The sequence below is a fragment of the Phenylobacterium sp. genome (assembly GCF_041916435.1).
GTDB lineage: Bacteria > Pseudomonadota > Alphaproteobacteria > Caulobacterales > Caulobacteraceae > Phenylobacterium.
Genome location: NZ_JAYRZM010000007.1, coordinates 13,425 through 29,237, shown reverse-complemented (window position 1 = coordinate 29,237; position 15,813 = coordinate 13,425). Strand labels below are relative to the sequence as shown.

Annotated in this window: 19 protein-coding genes; 18 read left to right on the top strand and 1 reads right to left on the bottom strand. The window is 71.3% G+C overall.

What is annotated here, in order from left to right:
• Positions 1-205: 205 nt before the first annotated feature.
• The 12 genes from ACE3TA_RS19400 (at position 206) to ACE3TA_RS19345 (ending at position 8,804) form a co-directional block, all read left to right on the top strand.
• Positions 206-529, top strand: a complete 324-nt coding sequence (locus ACE3TA_RS19400) for a DUF736 domain-containing protein (protein WP_374575984.1) — start codon at positions 206-208, stop codon at positions 527-529.
• A gap of 139 nt (positions 530-668) precedes the next feature.
• Entirely contained in the window at positions 669-920 is a 252-nt protein-coding gene (locus ACE3TA_RS19395; RefSeq protein ID WP_374575983.1) for a DNA -binding domain-containing protein, read from the top strand.
• Positions 921-1,002: 82 nt separating this feature from the next.
• Positions 1,003-1,359, top strand: coding sequence for a transcriptional regulator domain-containing protein (locus ACE3TA_RS19390; protein WP_374575982.1), 357 nt, complete (start codon positions 1,003-1,005; stop codon positions 1,357-1,359).
• Positions 1,259-1,801 carry a DUF2285 domain-containing protein gene (locus ACE3TA_RS19385; protein WP_374575981.1) on the top strand — a complete coding sequence of 181 codons (543 nt, stop codon included), beginning with the start codon at positions 1,259-1,261 and terminating at the stop codon, positions 1,799-1,801. Before ACE3TA_RS19390 ends, ACE3TA_RS19385 begins: the two co-directional genes overlap by 101 nt.
• 135 nt (positions 1,802-1,936) lie before the next feature.
• Entirely contained in the window at positions 1,937-2,194 is a 258-nt protein-coding gene (locus ACE3TA_RS19380) for a helix-turn-helix transcriptional regulator (protein ID WP_374575980.1), read from the top strand.
• An 8-nt stretch (positions 2,195-2,202) separates the two neighbouring features.
• Entirely contained in the window at positions 2,203-2,679 is a 477-nt protein-coding gene (locus ACE3TA_RS19375; RefSeq protein WP_374575979.1) for a DUF2840 domain-containing protein, read from the top strand.
• The gene (locus tag ACE3TA_RS19370; protein WP_374575978.1) at positions 2,676-3,266 is read left to right on the top strand and encodes a S26 family signal peptidase; all 591 of its coding nucleotides are present in this window, start codon (positions 2,676-2,678) and stop codon (positions 3,264-3,266) included. The genes ACE3TA_RS19375 and ACE3TA_RS19370 overlap by 4 nt, the downstream gene beginning before the upstream one ends.
• Positions 3,263-3,598: a DUF736 domain-containing protein gene (locus ACE3TA_RS19365; protein WP_374575977.1), complete on the top strand. Its 336-nt coding sequence runs from the start codon at positions 3,263-3,265 to the stop codon at positions 3,596-3,598. Before ACE3TA_RS19370 ends, ACE3TA_RS19365 begins: the two co-directional genes overlap by 4 nt.
• A gap of 8 nt (positions 3,599-3,606) precedes the next feature.
• Positions 3,607-4,305, top strand: a complete 699-nt coding sequence (locus tag ACE3TA_RS19360) for a lytic transglycosylase domain-containing protein (protein WP_374575976.1) — start codon at positions 3,607-3,609, stop codon at positions 4,303-4,305.
• Between the two features lie 229 nt (positions 4,306-4,534).
• The gene (locus tag ACE3TA_RS19355) at positions 4,535-6,274 is read left to right on the top strand and encodes a relaxase/mobilization nuclease domain-containing protein (RefSeq protein WP_374575975.1); all 1,740 of its coding nucleotides are present in this window, start codon (positions 4,535-4,537) and stop codon (positions 6,272-6,274) included.
• A 115-nt stretch (positions 6,275-6,389) separates the two neighbouring features.
• A complete protein-coding gene (locus ACE3TA_RS19350; protein ID WP_374575974.1) occupies positions 6,390-8,384 on the top strand; it encodes a conjugal transfer protein TraG in 1,995 nt (664 codons plus the stop codon).
• 6 nt (positions 8,385-8,390) lie between these two features.
• Positions 8,391-8,804: a CopG family transcriptional regulator gene (locus ACE3TA_RS19345; RefSeq protein WP_374575973.1), complete on the top strand. Its 414-nt coding sequence runs from the start codon at positions 8,391-8,393 to the stop codon at positions 8,802-8,804.
• Here the strand turns inward: ACE3TA_RS19345 and ACE3TA_RS19340 are convergent.
• On the bottom strand, positions 8,801-10,336 hold the full coding sequence (locus tag ACE3TA_RS19340) for a Fic family protein (RefSeq protein WP_374575972.1): 1,536 nt from the start codon (positions 10,334-10,336) through the stop codon (positions 8,801-8,803). The two genes, ACE3TA_RS19345 and ACE3TA_RS19340, sit on opposite strands and share 4 nt — an antisense overlap.
• Positions 10,337-10,741: 405 nt before the next feature.
• Between ACE3TA_RS19340 and trbB the strand changes: the two genes are divergently transcribed.
• From trbB to trbK-alt, 6 genes are read left to right on the top strand one after another with little or no spacing between them, the layout of a single operon-like run.
• The gene (gene trbB / locus ACE3TA_RS19335) at positions 10,742-11,710 is read left to right on the top strand and encodes a P-type conjugative transfer ATPase TrbB (protein WP_374575971.1); all 969 of its coding nucleotides are present in this window, start codon (positions 10,742-10,744) and stop codon (positions 11,708-11,710) included.
• Entirely contained in the window at positions 11,707-12,057 is a 351-nt protein-coding gene (locus tag ACE3TA_RS19330; RefSeq protein ID WP_374575970.1) for a TrbC/VirB2 family protein, read from the top strand. Before trbB ends, ACE3TA_RS19330 begins: the two co-directional genes overlap by 4 nt.
• The gene (locus tag ACE3TA_RS19325) at positions 12,057-12,335 is read left to right on the top strand and encodes a VirB3 family type IV secretion system protein (protein WP_374575969.1); all 279 of its coding nucleotides are present in this window, start codon (positions 12,057-12,059) and stop codon (positions 12,333-12,335) included. The genes ACE3TA_RS19330 and ACE3TA_RS19325 overlap by 1 nt, the downstream gene beginning before the upstream one ends.
• A 12-nt stretch (positions 12,336-12,347) precedes the next feature.
• Positions 12,348-14,792, top strand: coding sequence for a conjugal transfer protein TrbE (gene trbE, locus ACE3TA_RS19320; RefSeq protein ID WP_374575968.1), 2,445 nt, complete (start codon positions 12,348-12,350; stop codon positions 14,790-14,792).
• Between the two features lies 1 nt (position 14,793).
• Positions 14,794-15,528: a P-type conjugative transfer protein TrbJ gene (gene trbJ / locus ACE3TA_RS19315; RefSeq protein ID WP_374575967.1), complete on the top strand. Its 735-nt coding sequence runs from the start codon at positions 14,794-14,796 to the stop codon at positions 15,526-15,528.
• Positions 15,529-15,539: 11 nt separating this feature from the next.
• Positions 15,540-15,812 carry a putative entry exclusion protein TrbK-alt gene (gene trbK-alt, locus ACE3TA_RS19310; RefSeq protein ID WP_374575966.1) on the top strand — a complete coding sequence of 91 codons (273 nt, stop codon included), beginning with the start codon at positions 15,540-15,542 and terminating at the stop codon, positions 15,810-15,812.
• Position 15,813 lies beyond the last annotated feature (1 nt).

The window sequence follows — 15,813 nt, the reverse complement described above, 5'->3', positions numbered from 1 at the left end:
GCCAGCGACGCAAGGTCGGCCAGCGGTTTTCTTCCCCGGGCGCCGAGGCGCCCTTCCTCGCGCGCCAAGAAAGCCGCCGCCCGCCCTCCTCCGCGGTGCTCCGGCCGGGCCTGGCCCGGTGCGGCGGCGAGCGCCTGGGCCGGTCGATCGCCATCGGGACCGCGACGGGCGCGGGTCCGAAATCAGACCTTTAGGAGATACGACAATGGCCAACATCGGCAGCTTCAAGAAGACCAGCCAAGAGTTCCAGGGCGAGATCGTCACCCTCAGCGTTCAGGCCAAGGGCGTTCGCATCGTTCCGGAAGCCACGCGTCCCAACGAAAACGCCCCCAGCCATCGCGTCTATGTCGGCCGCGCCGAGATCGGCGCCGCCTGGGCCAAGACCTCCGCCGAGGGACGCGACTACCTCTCCGTCAAGCTCGACGACCCCAGCTTCACCGGCCCGATCTTCGCCAACCTGTTCGACGACGAGGACGGAGAGGGCTTCAGCCTCATCTGGTCGCGGCCGCGCAAGGCCAGCGCCGATTGAGCACGGCGCCGGGCCCCGCTTCGGCGGGGCCCACAGCGCCTTGGGTGATGTCACAGGCGCATCCCCCACGGTCCCCAGCGCGTCGTCCTCCGACACCCCGACGAGGGCAGGCTCAATCGCTCCGGCTCGCGAGATCGCCATGTCCGACCTTCCCGTTCAGGCCGCAGCCCCGACGGCGGCCACACTCACCGACTACGACCGGCGGCATGTGAAGACCTATCTGCGCATGCTGGACGCAGTCGCCGATGGCGTGGACTGGCGTGAGGCGGCCGCCCTCCTGCTCGGTCTCGACGTGGCCGCCGACCCTGAAAAGGCCCGTGCGACCTATGACAGCCACCTCGCGCGGGCGCGCTGGTTGAGTGCGCGCGGCTATCGTGACTTCTTACGCTAGCGGCCCCGTGAAGTGATGCCGCTGTGACATCGGCCGCGTCTCGCACCCACCCTTCCGACGCCGCATCCGCGCGCTCAAGCCTATGCCCGGCGCGCCTCCCCGCGCCTGGCCGGAGCCCCCGATGCGGCCGGATCCATCGCAATGGCGCACGCCCGACGCCTACGCCTATCTGGATGATCTGATCGCCTCGGATCTGGCCTGGGAGTGCCTGCGCCGAAACGCCGACTATCAGGCCGACTTCCAGGCCAGCGCCCATCGCGGCGCCGACGCGGCTCTGAGCGCGCGCTGGGGGTTGCGATTTCCCGGTCGATCCGTCCCGCTCAGCTTCCGACGAGGCGGTGTTCTGGTCGCCGGACGCCGATCTGGCCACTGTCGTCCTGGGGCCCGCCTTGCCCGACCTATCGAGCGTTGCAACGCCGTCGCTGGGACCGCCGCGTAAAGCGCCGCGGATCAGCCGCGAAGGCCACTGGCGGGTCCAAGGGACCGGCCGCTTCACCGTCCACTTGCTGCTGCTGCGCGAGGCCCGACCGGGCCATCCGCTCGCCATCGTCACGCCGTTCGACGCTGATGGCCCCGCACGGCTGGCGATGGCCGCGCGCGCCTGGCGCATTCTTCACGACGCGCCCGAACCGATCGACGATCAGCTGACCTTCCAGCGCCGCCGTCGGCTGGCCCACGTCCTGCGCGCGCACGACGGCCGCACCGCCGGCGCCAGCCACCGCCAAATCGCCAACGCGCTTTTCGGCGCCGAGCGCGTCGCGGATGGGCCGTGGAAATCCTCGGCCCTGCGCGACCAGACCCTGCGCCTGGTGCGCGACGGCGCCGCCCTGGTGACCGGCGGCTATCGTCGCCTGCTGCGGCCGAGCCGCATCAGCCGCTGAGCGGCCCCGCCCGGCGAAGGGGGTGCGATCGCGTCGCGACGCCTTCGCCCTCCGCCCGACCGGCGGCGGCGCGCCAGGGTGGCCTATCGCCGCCGGAGCCCCTCACCGGCTCCCGCGCGGCGCAGGAGACACTGCATGCCCGCCCCGCCCGTCGGCTCCGACCGCTTCCTGCGCACACCGGAAGCCGCCCGCTTCCTCAGCCTGTCGCACCGGACGCTCGAGAAGCACCGCACCTATGGCACCGGTCCGGCCTACCGGAAGCTTGGCGGCCGCGTGGTCTACGCCCTGGAAGACCTGAAGGCCTGGGCCGACCGCGGCGCGCGGCTCTCCACCACCGACCCCTCGGCCGATGTCATCCGGCCGGCCAAGCCGATCGTCGATTCAGGCCGATGAGCGCGCCAATGGACAAGCCCGACGATGGTCGAACCCGCGTCGAGCTCACCTGGCTTGAAGGCCGCGTCGAACACTGGATCCGCTTCGGCGCGATCGCCGAGGAGACGATGATCGACCGCCGCCGGCGCATCGTCGCCTTCGATCCCCATGCGATCTTTGCGTTCGTCCGCTGGGCGTCCAACGACTTCGGCACCGTGGTGTCGCGGCTCGACATTGTTCGCGCCGTCGGCCCCGGCGAGGCCTATTCCGCCCTCCCCTATGTCCGCCCCGGCGGCGAAATCCTGCTGCGTCAGTCAGGCTGGCCGAAGGTCCAGCAGGTGCTTCAGGCGATCGACGCCGTCGAGGCGCTTCGCATCGCGCCCGCCGAGGCCGCGCCGGAGCACTGGCGGCATCTGCACAACCGCCTAGCCGCCGGCCAGCCGCCGCGGCCCTACACCTTGGCGCGGCATCGCGCCTGGCTGCTACGCCGGAAGATCAGCGCATGACGCCCCGCGTCCGCGCCTGGGTGGTCGCCAGCGCTGTTGGCGCGGTCGCCGCTTTGGCGATCTCCGCGCGTCCGCACTCCCCTACCTTCGTCTGGAATGCGAGCGCCAGCGTTCCGGAAGGCCTCTATCAAGTGCGGCCGGCGCGCAAGCTGCAGGTCGGCGACGTCGTTGTCGTCGCGCCGCCCGAGCCGCTGGCCAGCTTCCTGGCGCAGCGCCGCTATCTGCCGCGCGGCGCGCTCCTATTGAAGCCCGTCGCCGCGCTCCCCGGCCACACCATCTGCCGCGCGGGCCTGCGCCTGCAGATCGACGCGGCGCCCCGGGGAGACGCCCGGGCGACGGACAATCTCGGCCGGCGCCTACCTGCCTGGCGCGGCTGTCGCAGGATCCGCCCGGGCGAAGTCTTCCTCATGAACCCCACCGTGTCGGACAGCTTCGATGGGCGCTATTTCGGCGCCCTGCCCGTCTCGGCCGTGATCGGACGCGCGACACCGATCTGGCTGTCGCTGTCCGTCCGTAGGCGCGGCCCCATCGCCGCGGCTCGGCCGTCATCGGCTTCACCTTCCCCCAACGGAGACCCAAGACCATGACCCAGATCGGCCTCTTTATCCGCAGCGCCGATGGCTTTCGGGGTCGCGTTCAGACCCTCACCTTGGCGGCCGACCTCACGCTCGTCGCGCTTGAGAACGGCGATGGGGGACGCGTCCCAGCCTACCGGATCCACCTTGGAGACGCCGACGGACCCGAGGTCGGCGCCGCCTGGCGTCGCACCGGTGAAAAGGCCGGCGCCTATCTCGCGGTACAGCTGGACGACCCTGCCTTGGCGCGTCCGATCCGCGCCAACCTCTTCCCGGCCGATGCGGACGCCGTCCAGTTTCGGCTGGTTTGGAGCCGTCCCACGCGCGGCGCGGCGCAGCCATGAGGACAGTTTTGCGCGGCCGTCGTCTAGCGCTGGCCACCGTCGCCGTGCTCGCGACGGCGGCCGCGCCAAGCCCCGTCATGGCCTCGCCGCCGAGCAACTCAGCGCGCATGGAGGTCCTTTCGCCGCTCATCGCCAAGGCCGCCGCCCGCGCCGGGCTTCCCGCCGCCTGGATCGCCGCCGTGCTGCGCGCCGAGAGCGCCGGCGATCCCCGCGCCATCTCACGCGCGGGCGCGATAGGCCTGATGCAGTTGATGCCGCCCACCTGGCAGGAGTTGCGCGTGCGCCTCGGCCTCGGCGACGACCCGTTCGAGCCGAGCGACAACATCCTGGCGGGCGCCGTCTACCTGCGCGACCTCTATGATCGCTATGGCCGCCGCGGCTTCCTCGCCGCGTACAACGCCGGCCCTGAGCGCTACGAGGCTTACCTGCGAGGGGGACGCGCCTTGCCAGCGGAGACCCGCGCCTACCTCGCGAACGTTGCGTCGCGGCTCGACCTGGCCTTAGCCACCACGCCGCCTGCCGAGCCCCGGGACTGGCGCAGCGGATCGATCTTCGCGGCGCGCCCGAATGACGGGTCATCGACGGCCCAAGCCGCGGCTGTCGAGCCAATCGCTGCGCAGTCACCGCTCGATCCCCGCACAGCATCGCGGCCGACCGAACACCTCTTCGTGCATCTTTCCAGCGCCACGACGCCGTCCTTGCCATGACCCTCCCATCCCCCCACGGCCGTTCGCAGTTCGAACGCTCAGAAAGGGAAACCTTCAGGCCCAAAGGCTTCTCGGGTGGACGGCAAGGGAAAAGCCGCGCCGTCGGCTCGCGACATGGCGTTGGGAACATTGGGGAATTTCGGCTGGCAGGCGATGAGCTACGCCAGCCGCACTGCAACATCTCCAAGGGATTTCAGGCGGTTGAGCGCCAGCCGCCGGGGGCGAATGCATGACCGACCGCTCGGACGAAGGCTTTCGCGTCCGGCCGGGCCGCATCCGATCTGGCCCGCGCGCGCCGACCTCCTTCGTCGGCCAGGTCATGCAGGCAGCCAAGGCCGCCGGCCACACCGGGCGTGGATTCGGTGGGCGCGGGGGGCGTTCCGCCTCGTCGTTCGGCCGCGGGCGGGCCGCCGCCGCCATGTTGGCGCTCCGCTCTTCCTCGCGGCGCGTGGTCACCAAGGCGCGTGTCGTGCGCCACCGGGGCCGGCTCTTCCGCGCCGCGCCGCTCGCCCGGCACATCCTCTATCTCGCCCGGGACGGCGCCGGCCGCCACGGGACGCCGGCGCGAATGTTCGACGCCGCCGGCGACACCGCCGACGAAGCCGGTTTCGCCGAGCGGACCCGCGAGGACCGCCACCACTTCCGGTTCATCGTCTCGCCCGAGGACGCCGACCAGCTCGGCGACCTGCGCGCCTTCACCCGCGACCTGATGGCCGACGCCGAGCGCGATCTCGGGACGCGCCTCGACTGGATCGCGGTCGACCATTGGAATACCGACAATCCCCATGTGCACCTCCTCGTGCGCGGGCGGGCCGACGACGGGCGCGACCTCGTCATCGGCCGCGACTACATCAGCCGCGGCCTGCGCGACCGCGCCGCCCGGCGCGTGACCCTGGAGCTTGGGCCTCGTCCCGAGCACGAGGTGTCGAGCGCCTTGGCGCGCGAGGTGAAAGCAGACCGCTTCACGCGCCTCGACCAGGCGCTGCAGGGCCTTGCCGACGCCGGCGGGGTCCTTGACCTGCGTCCAGGCGAGACGCCTGCGGACGAGAGGTTGCGCGCCCTGCTCTTGGGCCGCGCCGGGCGCCTGGAGCAGCTCGGCCTCGCTGAGCCCCTCGGGCCCGCGCGCTGGGGTCTGCAACCCGGCCTCGCCGACACCCTGCGCGCGCTCGGCCGACGCGGCGACATCATCGCCACCCTGCACCGGACGATCACAGCGGCCGGGCGCGAGGCGGACGCCGGAGCCTTCGCGATCCACGAGCATCCGCCTGTCGCGCCGATCGTGGGCCGCCTGGCCGCGCGCGGGCTCAAGGACGAACTGACCGGGGAAGCCTACGCCGTCGTCGAAGGCCTCGATGGCCGCACGCACCACCTGGGCTTCACCGACCTCGAGCGGACCGGCGACGCCCAGACGGGTGCGATCGTGGAGGCGCGCGCCTGGATCCACGCGCGCGGCGAACCTCACGCGGCCTTGGCCGTCCGCTCCGACCTGAACTTGCACGACCAGGTCATCGCCGACGGCGCGACCTGGCTGGACCGCCAGCTGGTCACGCCGGCCATGTCCCGCGCCGAGACGGGTTTCGGGGCGGAGGTGAGCGCGGCGATGGCTGGGCGTATCGACCACCTGGCGACGCAGGGCCTCGCCGAGCGGCGGGGCGACCAGGTCTGTTTCGCGCCGGCCCTGCTGGCGACGTTGCGCCGCCGCGAGTTGGCCGCCACGAACGCCCGCCTGGAAGCTGAAACCGGCCTGCCGCACCGGCCAGGCGAGGCCGGAGACAGCGTGAGCGGTGTCTACCGCCAGCGCGTGATCCTCGCCTCCGGCCGCTTCGCCATGATCGACGACGGCCTGGGTTTCCAGCTCGTCCCTTGGCGTCCAGCCCTCGAGGCGCGGCTCGGCCAGCCGGTGAACGGCCTCCTCGTCCCCGGTGGCGTCGACTGGGACTTCGCGCGCAAGCGTGGGCGCGGCCTCTAGCGCCGGTCCGACAATTCGCACGCCACCCTATCCGTTCGCCCTCGGCCCGGGCCGAAGCCCTTGCGCGCGCCGCCGGGGCGCCAAGCTGGCGATCATCGACCAACGGAGCGTGACCATGTCCGCCACCAAGATCCTCTGGGGCCAGGTGATCCTCGTCATCGGCCTCGTCTTCGCGGGCGTCTGGGGCGCCACCGAATGGACCGCCTGGCGCCTCGCCTTCCAGCCGCAGCTCGGCGCGCCCTTCGCCACCGCCTTCGGGCTCCCGCTCTACCCGCCCCCCGCCTTCTTCTGGTGGTGGTTCGCCTACGACGCCTATGCGCCGCAGATCTTCCTCGAAGGGGCGACGATCGCCGCCTCGGGGGGCCTGGCCGCCATACCGGTCGCCATCTCGCTCTCCGTCTGGCGGGCGCGGGAGGCCAAGCACGTGGTGACCTACGGCTCGGCGCGCTGGGCCAGCCCCGGCGAGGCCCGCGCCGCCGGCCTCCTGGGCGAGGACGGGGTGGTGCTGGGGCGCCTCGCGGGAACTTATCTTCGCCACGACGGCCCCGAACACGTGATGTGTTTCGCCCCCACCCGATCCGGCAAGGGCGTGGGGCTGGTGGTGCCGACCCTGCTGACCTGGCCGGCCAGCGCCATCGTGCACGACATCAAGGGCGAGAACTGGTCGCTCACCGCCGCCTTTCGGGCCCGGCATGGGCGGGTGCTGCGCTTCGACCCGACCGCTGAGACCTGCGACGCCTATAATCCCTTGCTGGAGGTCCGCCGCGGCGCCAGCGAAGTGCGCGACGTCCAGAACATCGCCGACATCCTCGTCGATCCGGAAGGGTCGCTGGAGCGCCGCAACCATTGGGAAAAGACCAGCCACACCCTCCTGGTCGGCGCGATCCTGCACGTGCTCTACGCCGAGGCGGACAAGACCTTGGCGGGCGTCGCCCACCTGCTCTCCGATCCGCGCCGTCCGATCGAGACCACCCTGCGCGCGATGATGACGACGCCCCACCTCGGTCCAGCCGGACCGCATCCGACCGTGGCCGCCGCGGCGCGCGAGCTGCTCAACAAGAGCGAGAACGAGCGCTCCGGAGTGCTCTCCACGGCCATGTCGTTCCTAGGCCTCTATCGCGATCCGATCGTGGCGGCGGCGACCGGGCGCTGCGACTGGCGCATCGCCGACCTGGTCGAGGGCGCCGCGCCCGTCACCCTCTATCTGGTGGTGCCGCCGTCCGACATCAGCCGCACCAAGCCGCTGATCCGCCTGATCCTCAACCAGGTCGGGCGGCGCCTGACCGAGGACCTCGCCGGCTCGGGCCGACGGCGCAGGCTCCTCCTCATGCTCGACGAGTTCCCGGCGCTCGGCCGGCTCGACTTCTTCGAGAGCACGCTCGCCTTCATGGCCGGCTATGGGCTGAAGGCCTTCCTGATCGCCCAGTCCCTGAACCAAATCGAGAAAGCCTATGGCGTGAGCAACGCCATCCTCGACAACTGCCACGTCCGCGTAGCCTTCGCGACAAACGACGAGCGCACCGCCAAGCGGATCTCCGATGCGCTGGGTACGGCCACCGAGCTGCGCGCCATGCGCAATTATGCCGGCCACCGGCTCTCCCCCTGGCTCGGCCACCTGATGGTCTCGCGCCAGGAGACCGCTCGCCCGCTGCTGACCCCTGGCGAGGTCATGCAGCTGCCGCCGGGCGAAGAGGTCGTCATGGTCTCGGCGCTGGCGCCCATCCGCGCGCAGAAGGCCCGCTACTACGAGGACCGCCGCCTGACCCGGCGCGTTGGTCCGCCGCCTGCGACCGGACGCCATACGCGGCCGCCGGGCGACGACTGGTCGCGCCTGCCGCCGCTCGCGCCGGCGACGGGACGGGCTACGGGTCCGCGCGGTCCGGGGCCCGACGCTGGCGGCGACGGTGAGGAAACGGAGGGAGGCCTGCGCCGCGAACCGGAGTTCGCCCCGCCGGACGCGGTCATGCCCGCGCCATCCCTGGGGCCTGAGTTCGACTTCGCCGACGACACGGCCGATGAGGCGCCCGTGCAGGCGGCGACCCTGCAGCGGCGGATGGCCGGGGTAGCCCGCCAAGCCGCCCTCGACCCCGACGACGGCGTGGAGCTCTGAGCTGGCATGCGCACCAAGCACACTTTCCGCCTACCGGCAGCGCTGGCGCGCCAGCTCGCTGAGCACGCCAGCCGCCACCGCATCAGCCAGGCCCTCGTCGTGGAGGCGGCTCTAACCTCGCTGTTCTCCCCGGACAGCGCCGACCGGCTGGAGGCGGCCCTCGCGCGCCGGCTCGACCGGATGAGCCGCCAGCTCGAGCGGCTGGAACGGCACGTCACCATCTCCAACGAGGCGCAGGCGCTTTTCGTGCGTTTCTGGCTCACCCAGACCCCGGCCCTACCCGACGCGGGCGGGATCGCGGCCCAGGCCAAGGGGCGCGAGCGCTACGAGAACTTCGTCGAGGCGTTGGGCCGGCGCCTGGCGCGGGGCCAGACCCTCGCCGAGGAGCTGACGCGCGATATCGATCCCGGCGCCGACTAGGCCCGGAGCGGCGCCGGTTTGCCGACAAGGTCCGCTAGGAGGGCGGTGAACGGCCCGATGTTCTGCTCCACGCTCGCGGCTTCGAGCGCAGCCATGTAGGGCGCGCGCGCCTGGACTGGGATCACCGTCCAGGGATATCCCGCCGCCGCGAGCATCACGTTCATCAAAAACCGCCCTGAGCGGCCGTTCCCATCGTAGTAGGGGTGGATGTAGACGAAGATGAAGTGACCCAGCACGACACGCACGGCCGGGTCCGCCTCTTCGCTCAACAGTTCGAACAGGGTCGGCATGGCGTCGCGTACGGCGTCCGCGTTCAGCGGCACGTGGCGCGAGCCACGGATGTAGACCGGGCCATTCCGATAGCCGGCGAGGTTCTCCGGCTTGAGCAGGCCGACGGCGACGCTCGGCGCGAACAACTCTCGATACCAAGTTGCGTGGTCATGATCGGCCACCTCACCAGGGTCGTCCCCGCCTAGGACCTTGCGGACGCTGGTCTTCACCGCCTGGAAGGCCTGCCAGTAGCCGCGGGCGGCCAAAGCATTGCGGTGTTCCCGATCCCCCTGGTCACCGTCCGGATTCCAGGTGCCGCTACGCACGCGCTCGATGAGGTCTGGACTGACCTGGTAGCCCTCGATCGACAGGGAGTGGTAGGCGTCGGTGATGTAGATGTCGTCCACGCGGCGAAGGTAGGCGTCGATGTCGTCGACCGGCGGCGGGACCGGCGGAAACCGGCCAACGACGCCTTCGCGCAAGGTCGCCCACAGCAGCCGGATACGGTGGACGTAGGGAGACGGCTCCCGGCGATAAGGGATTCGCGCCAGCTGCTCCTTGAAGGGATCAGTCTCGCGCACGTCGTAATCGGCCGACCGCATGCCGGCCAAGATAGCGTCTGCCTCGCGATCGCGGCCGATGTTGCGGAAAGCGCCGGCCAACCGCCCGGCAATGGCGCTGTGCCCCCCCTTGAGCAGGCGCGCCAGGATATCCGAGGCGTCGCGCTGCATCGACAGGATCGTTCGAGCCTCAGTAGGGTGAAGTTCAAAGAACGAGGGCTGGGCGGCGACCAGCGCCGCTTCCGGCCTGAACAGCCGAAGGCCGTTCAACACCGTGACATCGCCCGGCTCGGGCAGTGTGTGGGCGCCTTCGAACAGCGACGTGCCATGGATGAGCTGGGTGGGATGGTTTCGAGCCCCTTTGGCCCGGACCAGCAGCTGGCGTGGGACGGCCGTATCACCGGCCAGGAGGACCAGCGACTGCTCGGGTGTCAGCGACCAATCTGCGCCAAACCGCTCGGTCAGATAGTCCCGGCAGAAGTCCCAGAAAGAGGTGTACCAGGCCGTGGTGTCGCCATCGCCGACGCCAGGACGCGCGGCGATATACCAGCCCTTCAGCACCTCCTGCAGGAAGCCGTGCTTCTGCAGCAGTTCGCGCGTGGCGCGGGTGAGATCCCGCGAGCGGATCGCGGCGGCGCCCCCAGCCTGGAGCGCCTTGAGGCGTTCGAGGGCGGCGGCCAGTTTTTCGTTGGGTGACGCCATCGCGAGACCTTTCGGTGCGCTTGTAGCATGGATCGCGTTTCGTGTTGTGAGAAATATCGCTTTTCGTGTTGTGTGTTTGATCGCTTATTATGCTGAGATAAAAATCGCCTTTCGTGTCGATGAAGCCGCGAACCATCGTCTAGACGCGCTGTCCTCGTCGACGCGCTCAGATGTGCGGTTAGGGCCGCCCATCGGCTGGCCTTTCGCCCACGGCGCCCTCGTTGGGTCCGCCTAAGGCGCGCGGTCGCAGGCGCGCATCTCAAGGCCGCGCCGCCGTGCGCCTGTCTTTCTACGCCGGAGCGCGACCGCGAAAAGCGCTTGTTGCCGAGCGCTCGGACCTGCCCCTTCTAGTCGACCCCGTCACCTAGCGCCGCCCTGCCGGCGCCTCACCTGGACGGGAAGTCGATGTCTGCCCTCACCGGTGTTTCTGAAGCTGAGGCCCGCGGCGCGCGCATGCTGCGCACGGCGCTCGGACCCGCCATCGCGGCGTGGCTCGAGGATCCCGCCGTCGTCGAGGTGATGCTGAACCCGGACGGGCGGCTCTGGGTCGATCACCTTACCACGGGCCTAGCCGACACCGGCCTTCGCCTGACGCCGGCCGATGGCGAGCGGATCATCCGCCTCGTGGCCCACCATGTCGGCGCCGAGGTCCATGCCGGCGCGCCGCGGGTCTCCGCCGAGTTGCCGGGCTCGGGTGAGCGGTTCGAGGGCCTGATCGCCCCCGTGGCCACGGCCCCAATCTTCGCCATCCGCAAACCGGCGGCTAGCCTCTTCACGCTCGAGGACTATGTCGCGGCCCAGATCATGACCGCCCCCCAGGCCGCGGCCCTGCGCGACGCGGTCGCCCAGCGGCGCAACATCCTGGTGGCGGGCGGCACCTCCACCGGCAAGACCACCCTGGTCAACGCCCTCCTGGCCGAGGTCGCGCGCACGGACGACCGCGTCATCCTGATCGAAGACACCCGCGAACTGCAGTGCGCCGCGCCCAACCTGGTCGCCCTGCGCGCCAAGGACGGTGTCGCCTCCCTGACCGACTTGGTGCGCTCGGCCCTGCGGCTGCGCCCCGACCGGATACCGATCGGAGAGGTCCGCGGCCCCGAAGCCCTCGACCTCGTCAAGGCCTGGGGCACCGGCCACCCCGGCGGCATCGGCACCCTGCACGCCGGCTCCGCTCGCGGCGCACTGCAGCGCCTGGAGCAGCTCATCCAGGAAGCTGTCGCCACCGTCCCGCGCCGCCTGATCGCCGACACCATCGAGCGCGTCGCGGTCCTCGCCGGCCGCGGCGCAGAGCGGCGCCTCGCCGAACTCGTCCGTGTCGAGGGCCTCGACCCCGACGGCGACTACCGCCTCACCCCCGAAGGAGACCCCTCATGACCTGCCTTGCCTCTCAGCCCCTCGGCGTTCGTCGTTCCCGTGTGATCCGCAGGTGCGCCGGCCTCGCCGCCGCGCTCGGCGCCCTCGCCGCGTCGCCGGCGTTCGCGGCGGGTTCCTCCATGCCCTGGGAGGCGCCGCTGCAGTCGATCCTGCAGTCGATCGAAGGGCCCGTGGCCAAGATCATCGCGGTGATCATCATCATCGTCACCGGCCTCACCCTGGCGTTCGGCGACACCTCCGGCGGCTTCCGGCGACTGGTGCAGATCGTCTTCGGCCTCTCCATCGCCTTCGCCGCGTCGTCCTTCTTCCTCTCCTTCTTCTCCTTCGGCGGCGGGGCGCTGGTCTGATGGGCCGCGATCCCTCCGCCCTGGAGATCCCGGGCTTCGTCGCCCCGGTCCACCGCGCCCTTACCGAGCCAATCCTGCTGGCCGGCGCGCCGCGCGCGGTCGCCATCGCCAACGCCACCCTCGCCGCCGCGATAGGACTGGGCCTTCGGCTCTGGCTGGCGGGCCTGGTGATCTGGGCGGCCGGCCACGCCGCCGCGGCCTGGGCCGCCAAGCGCGACCCCTGGTTCGTCGAGGTGGTGCGCCGCCACCTGCGCCACCCAGCCTACCTGCGCGTCTGAGGGGCCCCGACCATGATGTTCCTTGGCGCCTACGCCGATCGCACCGCCCGCCTCAGCGACCACCTCCCCTGGGCCGCCCTGGTCGCCGAGGGCGTCGTCCTCAACAAGGATGGCGCCCTCCAGCGGACCGCCCGCTTCCGCGGGCCCGACCTCGACAGCGCGACGCCCGCCGAGCTCGCGGCGGCGGCCGCGCGCCTCAACAACGCCCTTCGCCGCCTGGGCTCTGGCTGGGCTGTGTTCGTCGAGGCGCAGCGGCGCGCCGTCACCGCCTACCCCGAAGGCGCCTTCCCCGATCCGGCCAGCGCGCTCGTCGAGGCCGAACGACGCGCCCAGTTCGCCGACGAAGGCGCCCACTTCGAGTCCGTCTATTTCCTCACCCTTCTGTGGCTGCCGCCGGAAGAGGACGCCGCCCGGGCCGAGGGCTGGCTCTATGAGGGGCGCGCCGAGCGCGGCGTCGACGCCTGGGAGCTCACCCACGGGTTCGTTGATCGCACCGACCGGGTCCTGAAGCTGGTCGAGGGCTTTCTGCCGGAAGCGGCCTGGCTCGGCGACGCCGAGACCCTGGCCTACCTGCACAGCACCGTCTCCACCAAGCGCCAGGGCGTCGCGGTCCCTGAGATCCCGATGCACCTGGACGCCCTCATCGCCGACCAGCCCCTGACCGGCGGGCTGGAGCCCCGGCTCGGTGATGCAGCGCTGCGCGTGCTGACCCTGACCGGCTTTCCAGGAGCGACCACACCGGGGTTGCTGGACGATCTCAACCGCCTGGCCTTCCCTTACCGGTGGACGACGCGCGCCATCATGCTTGACAAGCTGGACGCCACCCGCCTGGTCGGGCGCATCCGCCGCCAGTGGTTCGCCAAGCGTAAGTCGCTCGCCGCCATCCTGAAGGAGGTGATGACCAACGAGGCGTCCAGTCTCATCGACAGCGACGCGGCCAACAAGGCCGCCGACGCCGACGCCGCCCTGCAGGATCTCGGTTCCGACGAGGTCGGCCAGGTGCTGGTCACCGTCAGCCTCTGCGTCTGGGACGATGATCCGCGGCGCGCCGACGAGAAGCTCCGCCTCGCCGAAAAGGTCATCCAGGGCCGCGATTTCACCGTCATCGCCGAGCGGGTGAACGCGGTTGAAGCCTGGCTCGGATCCCTGCCGGGCCAGGTCTACGCCAATGTCCGCCGCCCGCCGCTCTCGACCTTGAACCTGGCGCACATGGTCCCGCTGTCGGCCGTGTGGGCCGGGCCCGAGCGCGACGAGCACCTGGCCGCCCCGCCCCTCTTCTTCGCCCGCACCGAGGGCTCCACACCGTTCCGCTTCAGCCTCCACGTGGGCGATGTCGGCCACACCCTGGTCATCGGCCCCACCGGGTCTGGCAAATCGGTGCTGCTGGCGCTGATCGCCCTCTCCTTCCGCCGCTACCGCGAGGCCCAGGTGTTCGCCTTCGACTTCGGCGGCTCAATCCGGGCGGCGGCGCTGGCCATGGGCGGGCGCTGGCATGACCTCGGCGGCGCCCTCGAGGCGCCGGATCGGGACGATGGGGCCCCGGTGCAGGTCGCCCTTCAGCCCCTGCGCCGCATCGACGACCTCGCCGAACGGGCCTGGGCCGCCGAGTGGCTGGCGGCGCTCTTCGCTCGCGAAGGGGTCATCGTCAGCCCGGAGCTGAAGGAATATCTCTGGACGGCGCTAGGCTCCCTGGCGAGCGCGCCGCCGCCGGAGCGGACCCTGACCGGGCTCGCCGTGCTCATGCAGTCGCAGAGGCTGAAGCAGGCGCTCGGCCCCTACACCGTGAGCGGACCGTTCGGGCGCCTGCTCGACGCCGAGCGCGAGCAACTGGCCGACAGCCCCGTCCAGGTCTTTGAGACCGAGGGCCTGGTCGGCGGGGCCGCCGCGGCGCCGGTGCTGGCCTATCTCTTCCACCGTCTCGAAGCGCGCCTCGACGGGCGCCCCACCCTGGTCCTGGTCGACGAGGGCTGGCTGGCGCTTGGCGACCCCGGCTTCGCCGCCCAGCTGCGCGAATGGCTGAAGACCCTGCGCAAGAAGAACGCCTCGGTGGTTTTCGCCACCCAGTCGCTAGCGGACATCGAGGCGAGCCCGATCGCCGCGGCGATCATCGAAAGCTGTCCGACGCGCCTCTTCCTGCCCAACGACCGGGCCTTCGAGCCGACGATCGCCGGCCTCTACCAGCGCTTCGGCCTCAATCCGCGCCAGATCGAGATCCTCGCCCAGGCCACGCCCAAGCGCGACTACTACTGCCAGTCCAGTCGCGGGAACCGCCTCTTCGACCTGGGCCTCGGCGAGGTCGCCCTAGCCTTCGCCGCCGCCTCGGCCAAGGCCGACCAGGCTCGCATCACCGCCCTCCTCGCCGATCACGGCGCAGAAGGCTTCGCCGCCGCCTGGCTGCGCGAGCGGGGCCTGGACTGGGCGGCCGACCTCCTTCTCACCCTCACCCCGGAGCCCTGACATGCCCCTGCCTCACCGCGCCATCCTCGCCGCCGCCTGCGCCGCCACCCTCCTCGCCGCCGCCTCGCCCGCCGGCGCCATCGTGGTCTTCGACCCCAGCAACTACGCGCAGAACGTGCTCACCGCCGCGCGCGCCCTGCAGCAGGTCAACAACCAGATCACCTCGCTGCAGAACCAGGCCCAGTCGCTGATCAACCAGGCGCGCAACCTGGCCAGCCTTCCGTTCTCGAGCCTGAAAGCGCTTGAGGACCAGGTGCAGAAGACCCGCGCGCTGCTCCAGCAGGCCCAGCGCCTGGCCTATGACGTCCAGACCATCGACCAGGCCTTTTCCACCCGCTACGGCGCCGTCGACGTCTCCGCTTCCGACCAGACCCTCGTCGACAACGCCCATGAGCGCTGGCGCGACAGCGTGGCCGGCTTTGAGGACGCGCTGAAGGTCCAGGCCGGCGTGGTCGGCAACCTCGGCGGCGCCCGCGACCAGATCAGCCAGCTGGTGGGGGCCAGCCAGTCAGCGAGCGGCGCCCTGCAGGCGGCGCAGGCCGGCAACCAGCTCCTCGCCCTACAGACTCAGCAGCTTGCCGACCTCGCCGCCCTCCTGGCCGCCCAGGGCCGCGCCCAGGATCTGGAGGCCGCCCGCCGCGCCGCCGCCGAGGACCAGGCTCGCGAGCAGCTCCGCCGGTTCCTGGCGCCAGGCCAAGGCTATCGGGCCGTCACTGTGTCGATGTTCCACGACTAGGCCCGTCCTCCATGTCCACAACCCGCCTCTTGCGGCTCGCCGGCGTCGGCCTGGCCGCGCTCGCCTTGGGGATTTCCGCACTGGCGCTGCGCCAGGCGCCGCCAGCGGCGGACCCGCCGCTCGCCCCAGGTCCGCCAAGCCCGCCGCCCGATCCGCTCGCGGCGGCGCTCCGCCACTGCCAGGCGCTCGGCGAGGCGGGCGCGCGCGACGCGGACTGCCTGGCGACCTGGGCCGAGGGCCGTCGCCGCTTCCTGGGCCTTTCGGCCCGAACCTCAAAGGAGTAGC

Coding starts and splice junctions, on each gene's coding strand:
- ACE3TA_RS19370 (WP_374575978.1), top strand. CDS start 2,676: ATGACGCCCCGCGTCCGCGCCTGGGTGGTCGCCAGCGCTGTTGGCGCG.
- ACE3TA_RS19355 (WP_374575975.1), top strand. CDS start 4,535: ATGACCGACCGCTCGGACGAAGGCTTTCGCGTCCGGCCGGGCCGCATC.
- ACE3TA_RS19350 (WP_374575974.1), top strand. CDS start 6,390: ATGTCCGCCACCAAGATCCTCTGGGGCCAGGTGATCCTCGTCATCGGC.
- ACE3TA_RS19400 (WP_374575984.1), top strand. CDS start 206: ATGGCCAACATCGGCAGCTTCAAGAAGACCAGCCAAGAGTTCCAGGGC.
- trbK-alt (WP_374575966.1), top strand. CDS start 15,540: ATGTCCACAACCCGCCTCTTGCGGCTCGCCGGCGTCGGCCTGGCCGCG.
- trbJ (WP_374575967.1), top strand. CDS start 14,794: ATGCCCCTGCCTCACCGCGCCATCCTCGCCGCCGCCTGCGCCGCCACC.
- ACE3TA_RS19390 (WP_374575982.1), top strand. CDS start 1,003: ATGCCCGGCGCGCCTCCCCGCGCCTGGCCGGAGCCCCCGATGCGGCCG.
- ACE3TA_RS19330 (WP_374575970.1), top strand. CDS start 11,707: ATGACCTGCCTTGCCTCTCAGCCCCTCGGCGTTCGTCGTTCCCGTGTG.
- ACE3TA_RS19345 (WP_374575973.1), top strand. CDS start 8,391: ATGCGCACCAAGCACACTTTCCGCCTACCGGCAGCGCTGGCGCGCCAG.
- ACE3TA_RS19365 (WP_374575977.1), top strand. CDS start 3,263: ATGACCCAGATCGGCCTCTTTATCCGCAGCGCCGATGGCTTTCGGGGT.
- ACE3TA_RS19380 (WP_374575980.1), top strand. CDS start 1,937: ATGCCCGCCCCGCCCGTCGGCTCCGACCGCTTCCTGCGCACACCGGAA.
- ACE3TA_RS19340 (WP_374575972.1), bottom strand. CDS start 10,336: ATGGCGTCACCCAACGAAAAACTGGCCGCCGCCCTCGAACGCCTCAAG.
- trbE (WP_374575968.1), top strand. CDS start 12,348: ATGATGTTCCTTGGCGCCTACGCCGATCGCACCGCCCGCCTCAGCGAC.
- ACE3TA_RS19395 (WP_374575983.1), top strand. CDS start 669: ATGTCCGACCTTCCCGTTCAGGCCGCAGCCCCGACGGCGGCCACACTC.
- ACE3TA_RS19325 (WP_374575969.1), top strand. CDS start 12,057: ATGGGCCGCGATCCCTCCGCCCTGGAGATCCCGGGCTTCGTCGCCCCG.
- ACE3TA_RS19375 (WP_374575979.1), top strand. CDS start 2,203: ATGGACAAGCCCGACGATGGTCGAACCCGCGTCGAGCTCACCTGGCTT.
- trbB (WP_374575971.1), top strand. CDS start 10,742: ATGTCTGCCCTCACCGGTGTTTCTGAAGCTGAGGCCCGCGGCGCGCGC.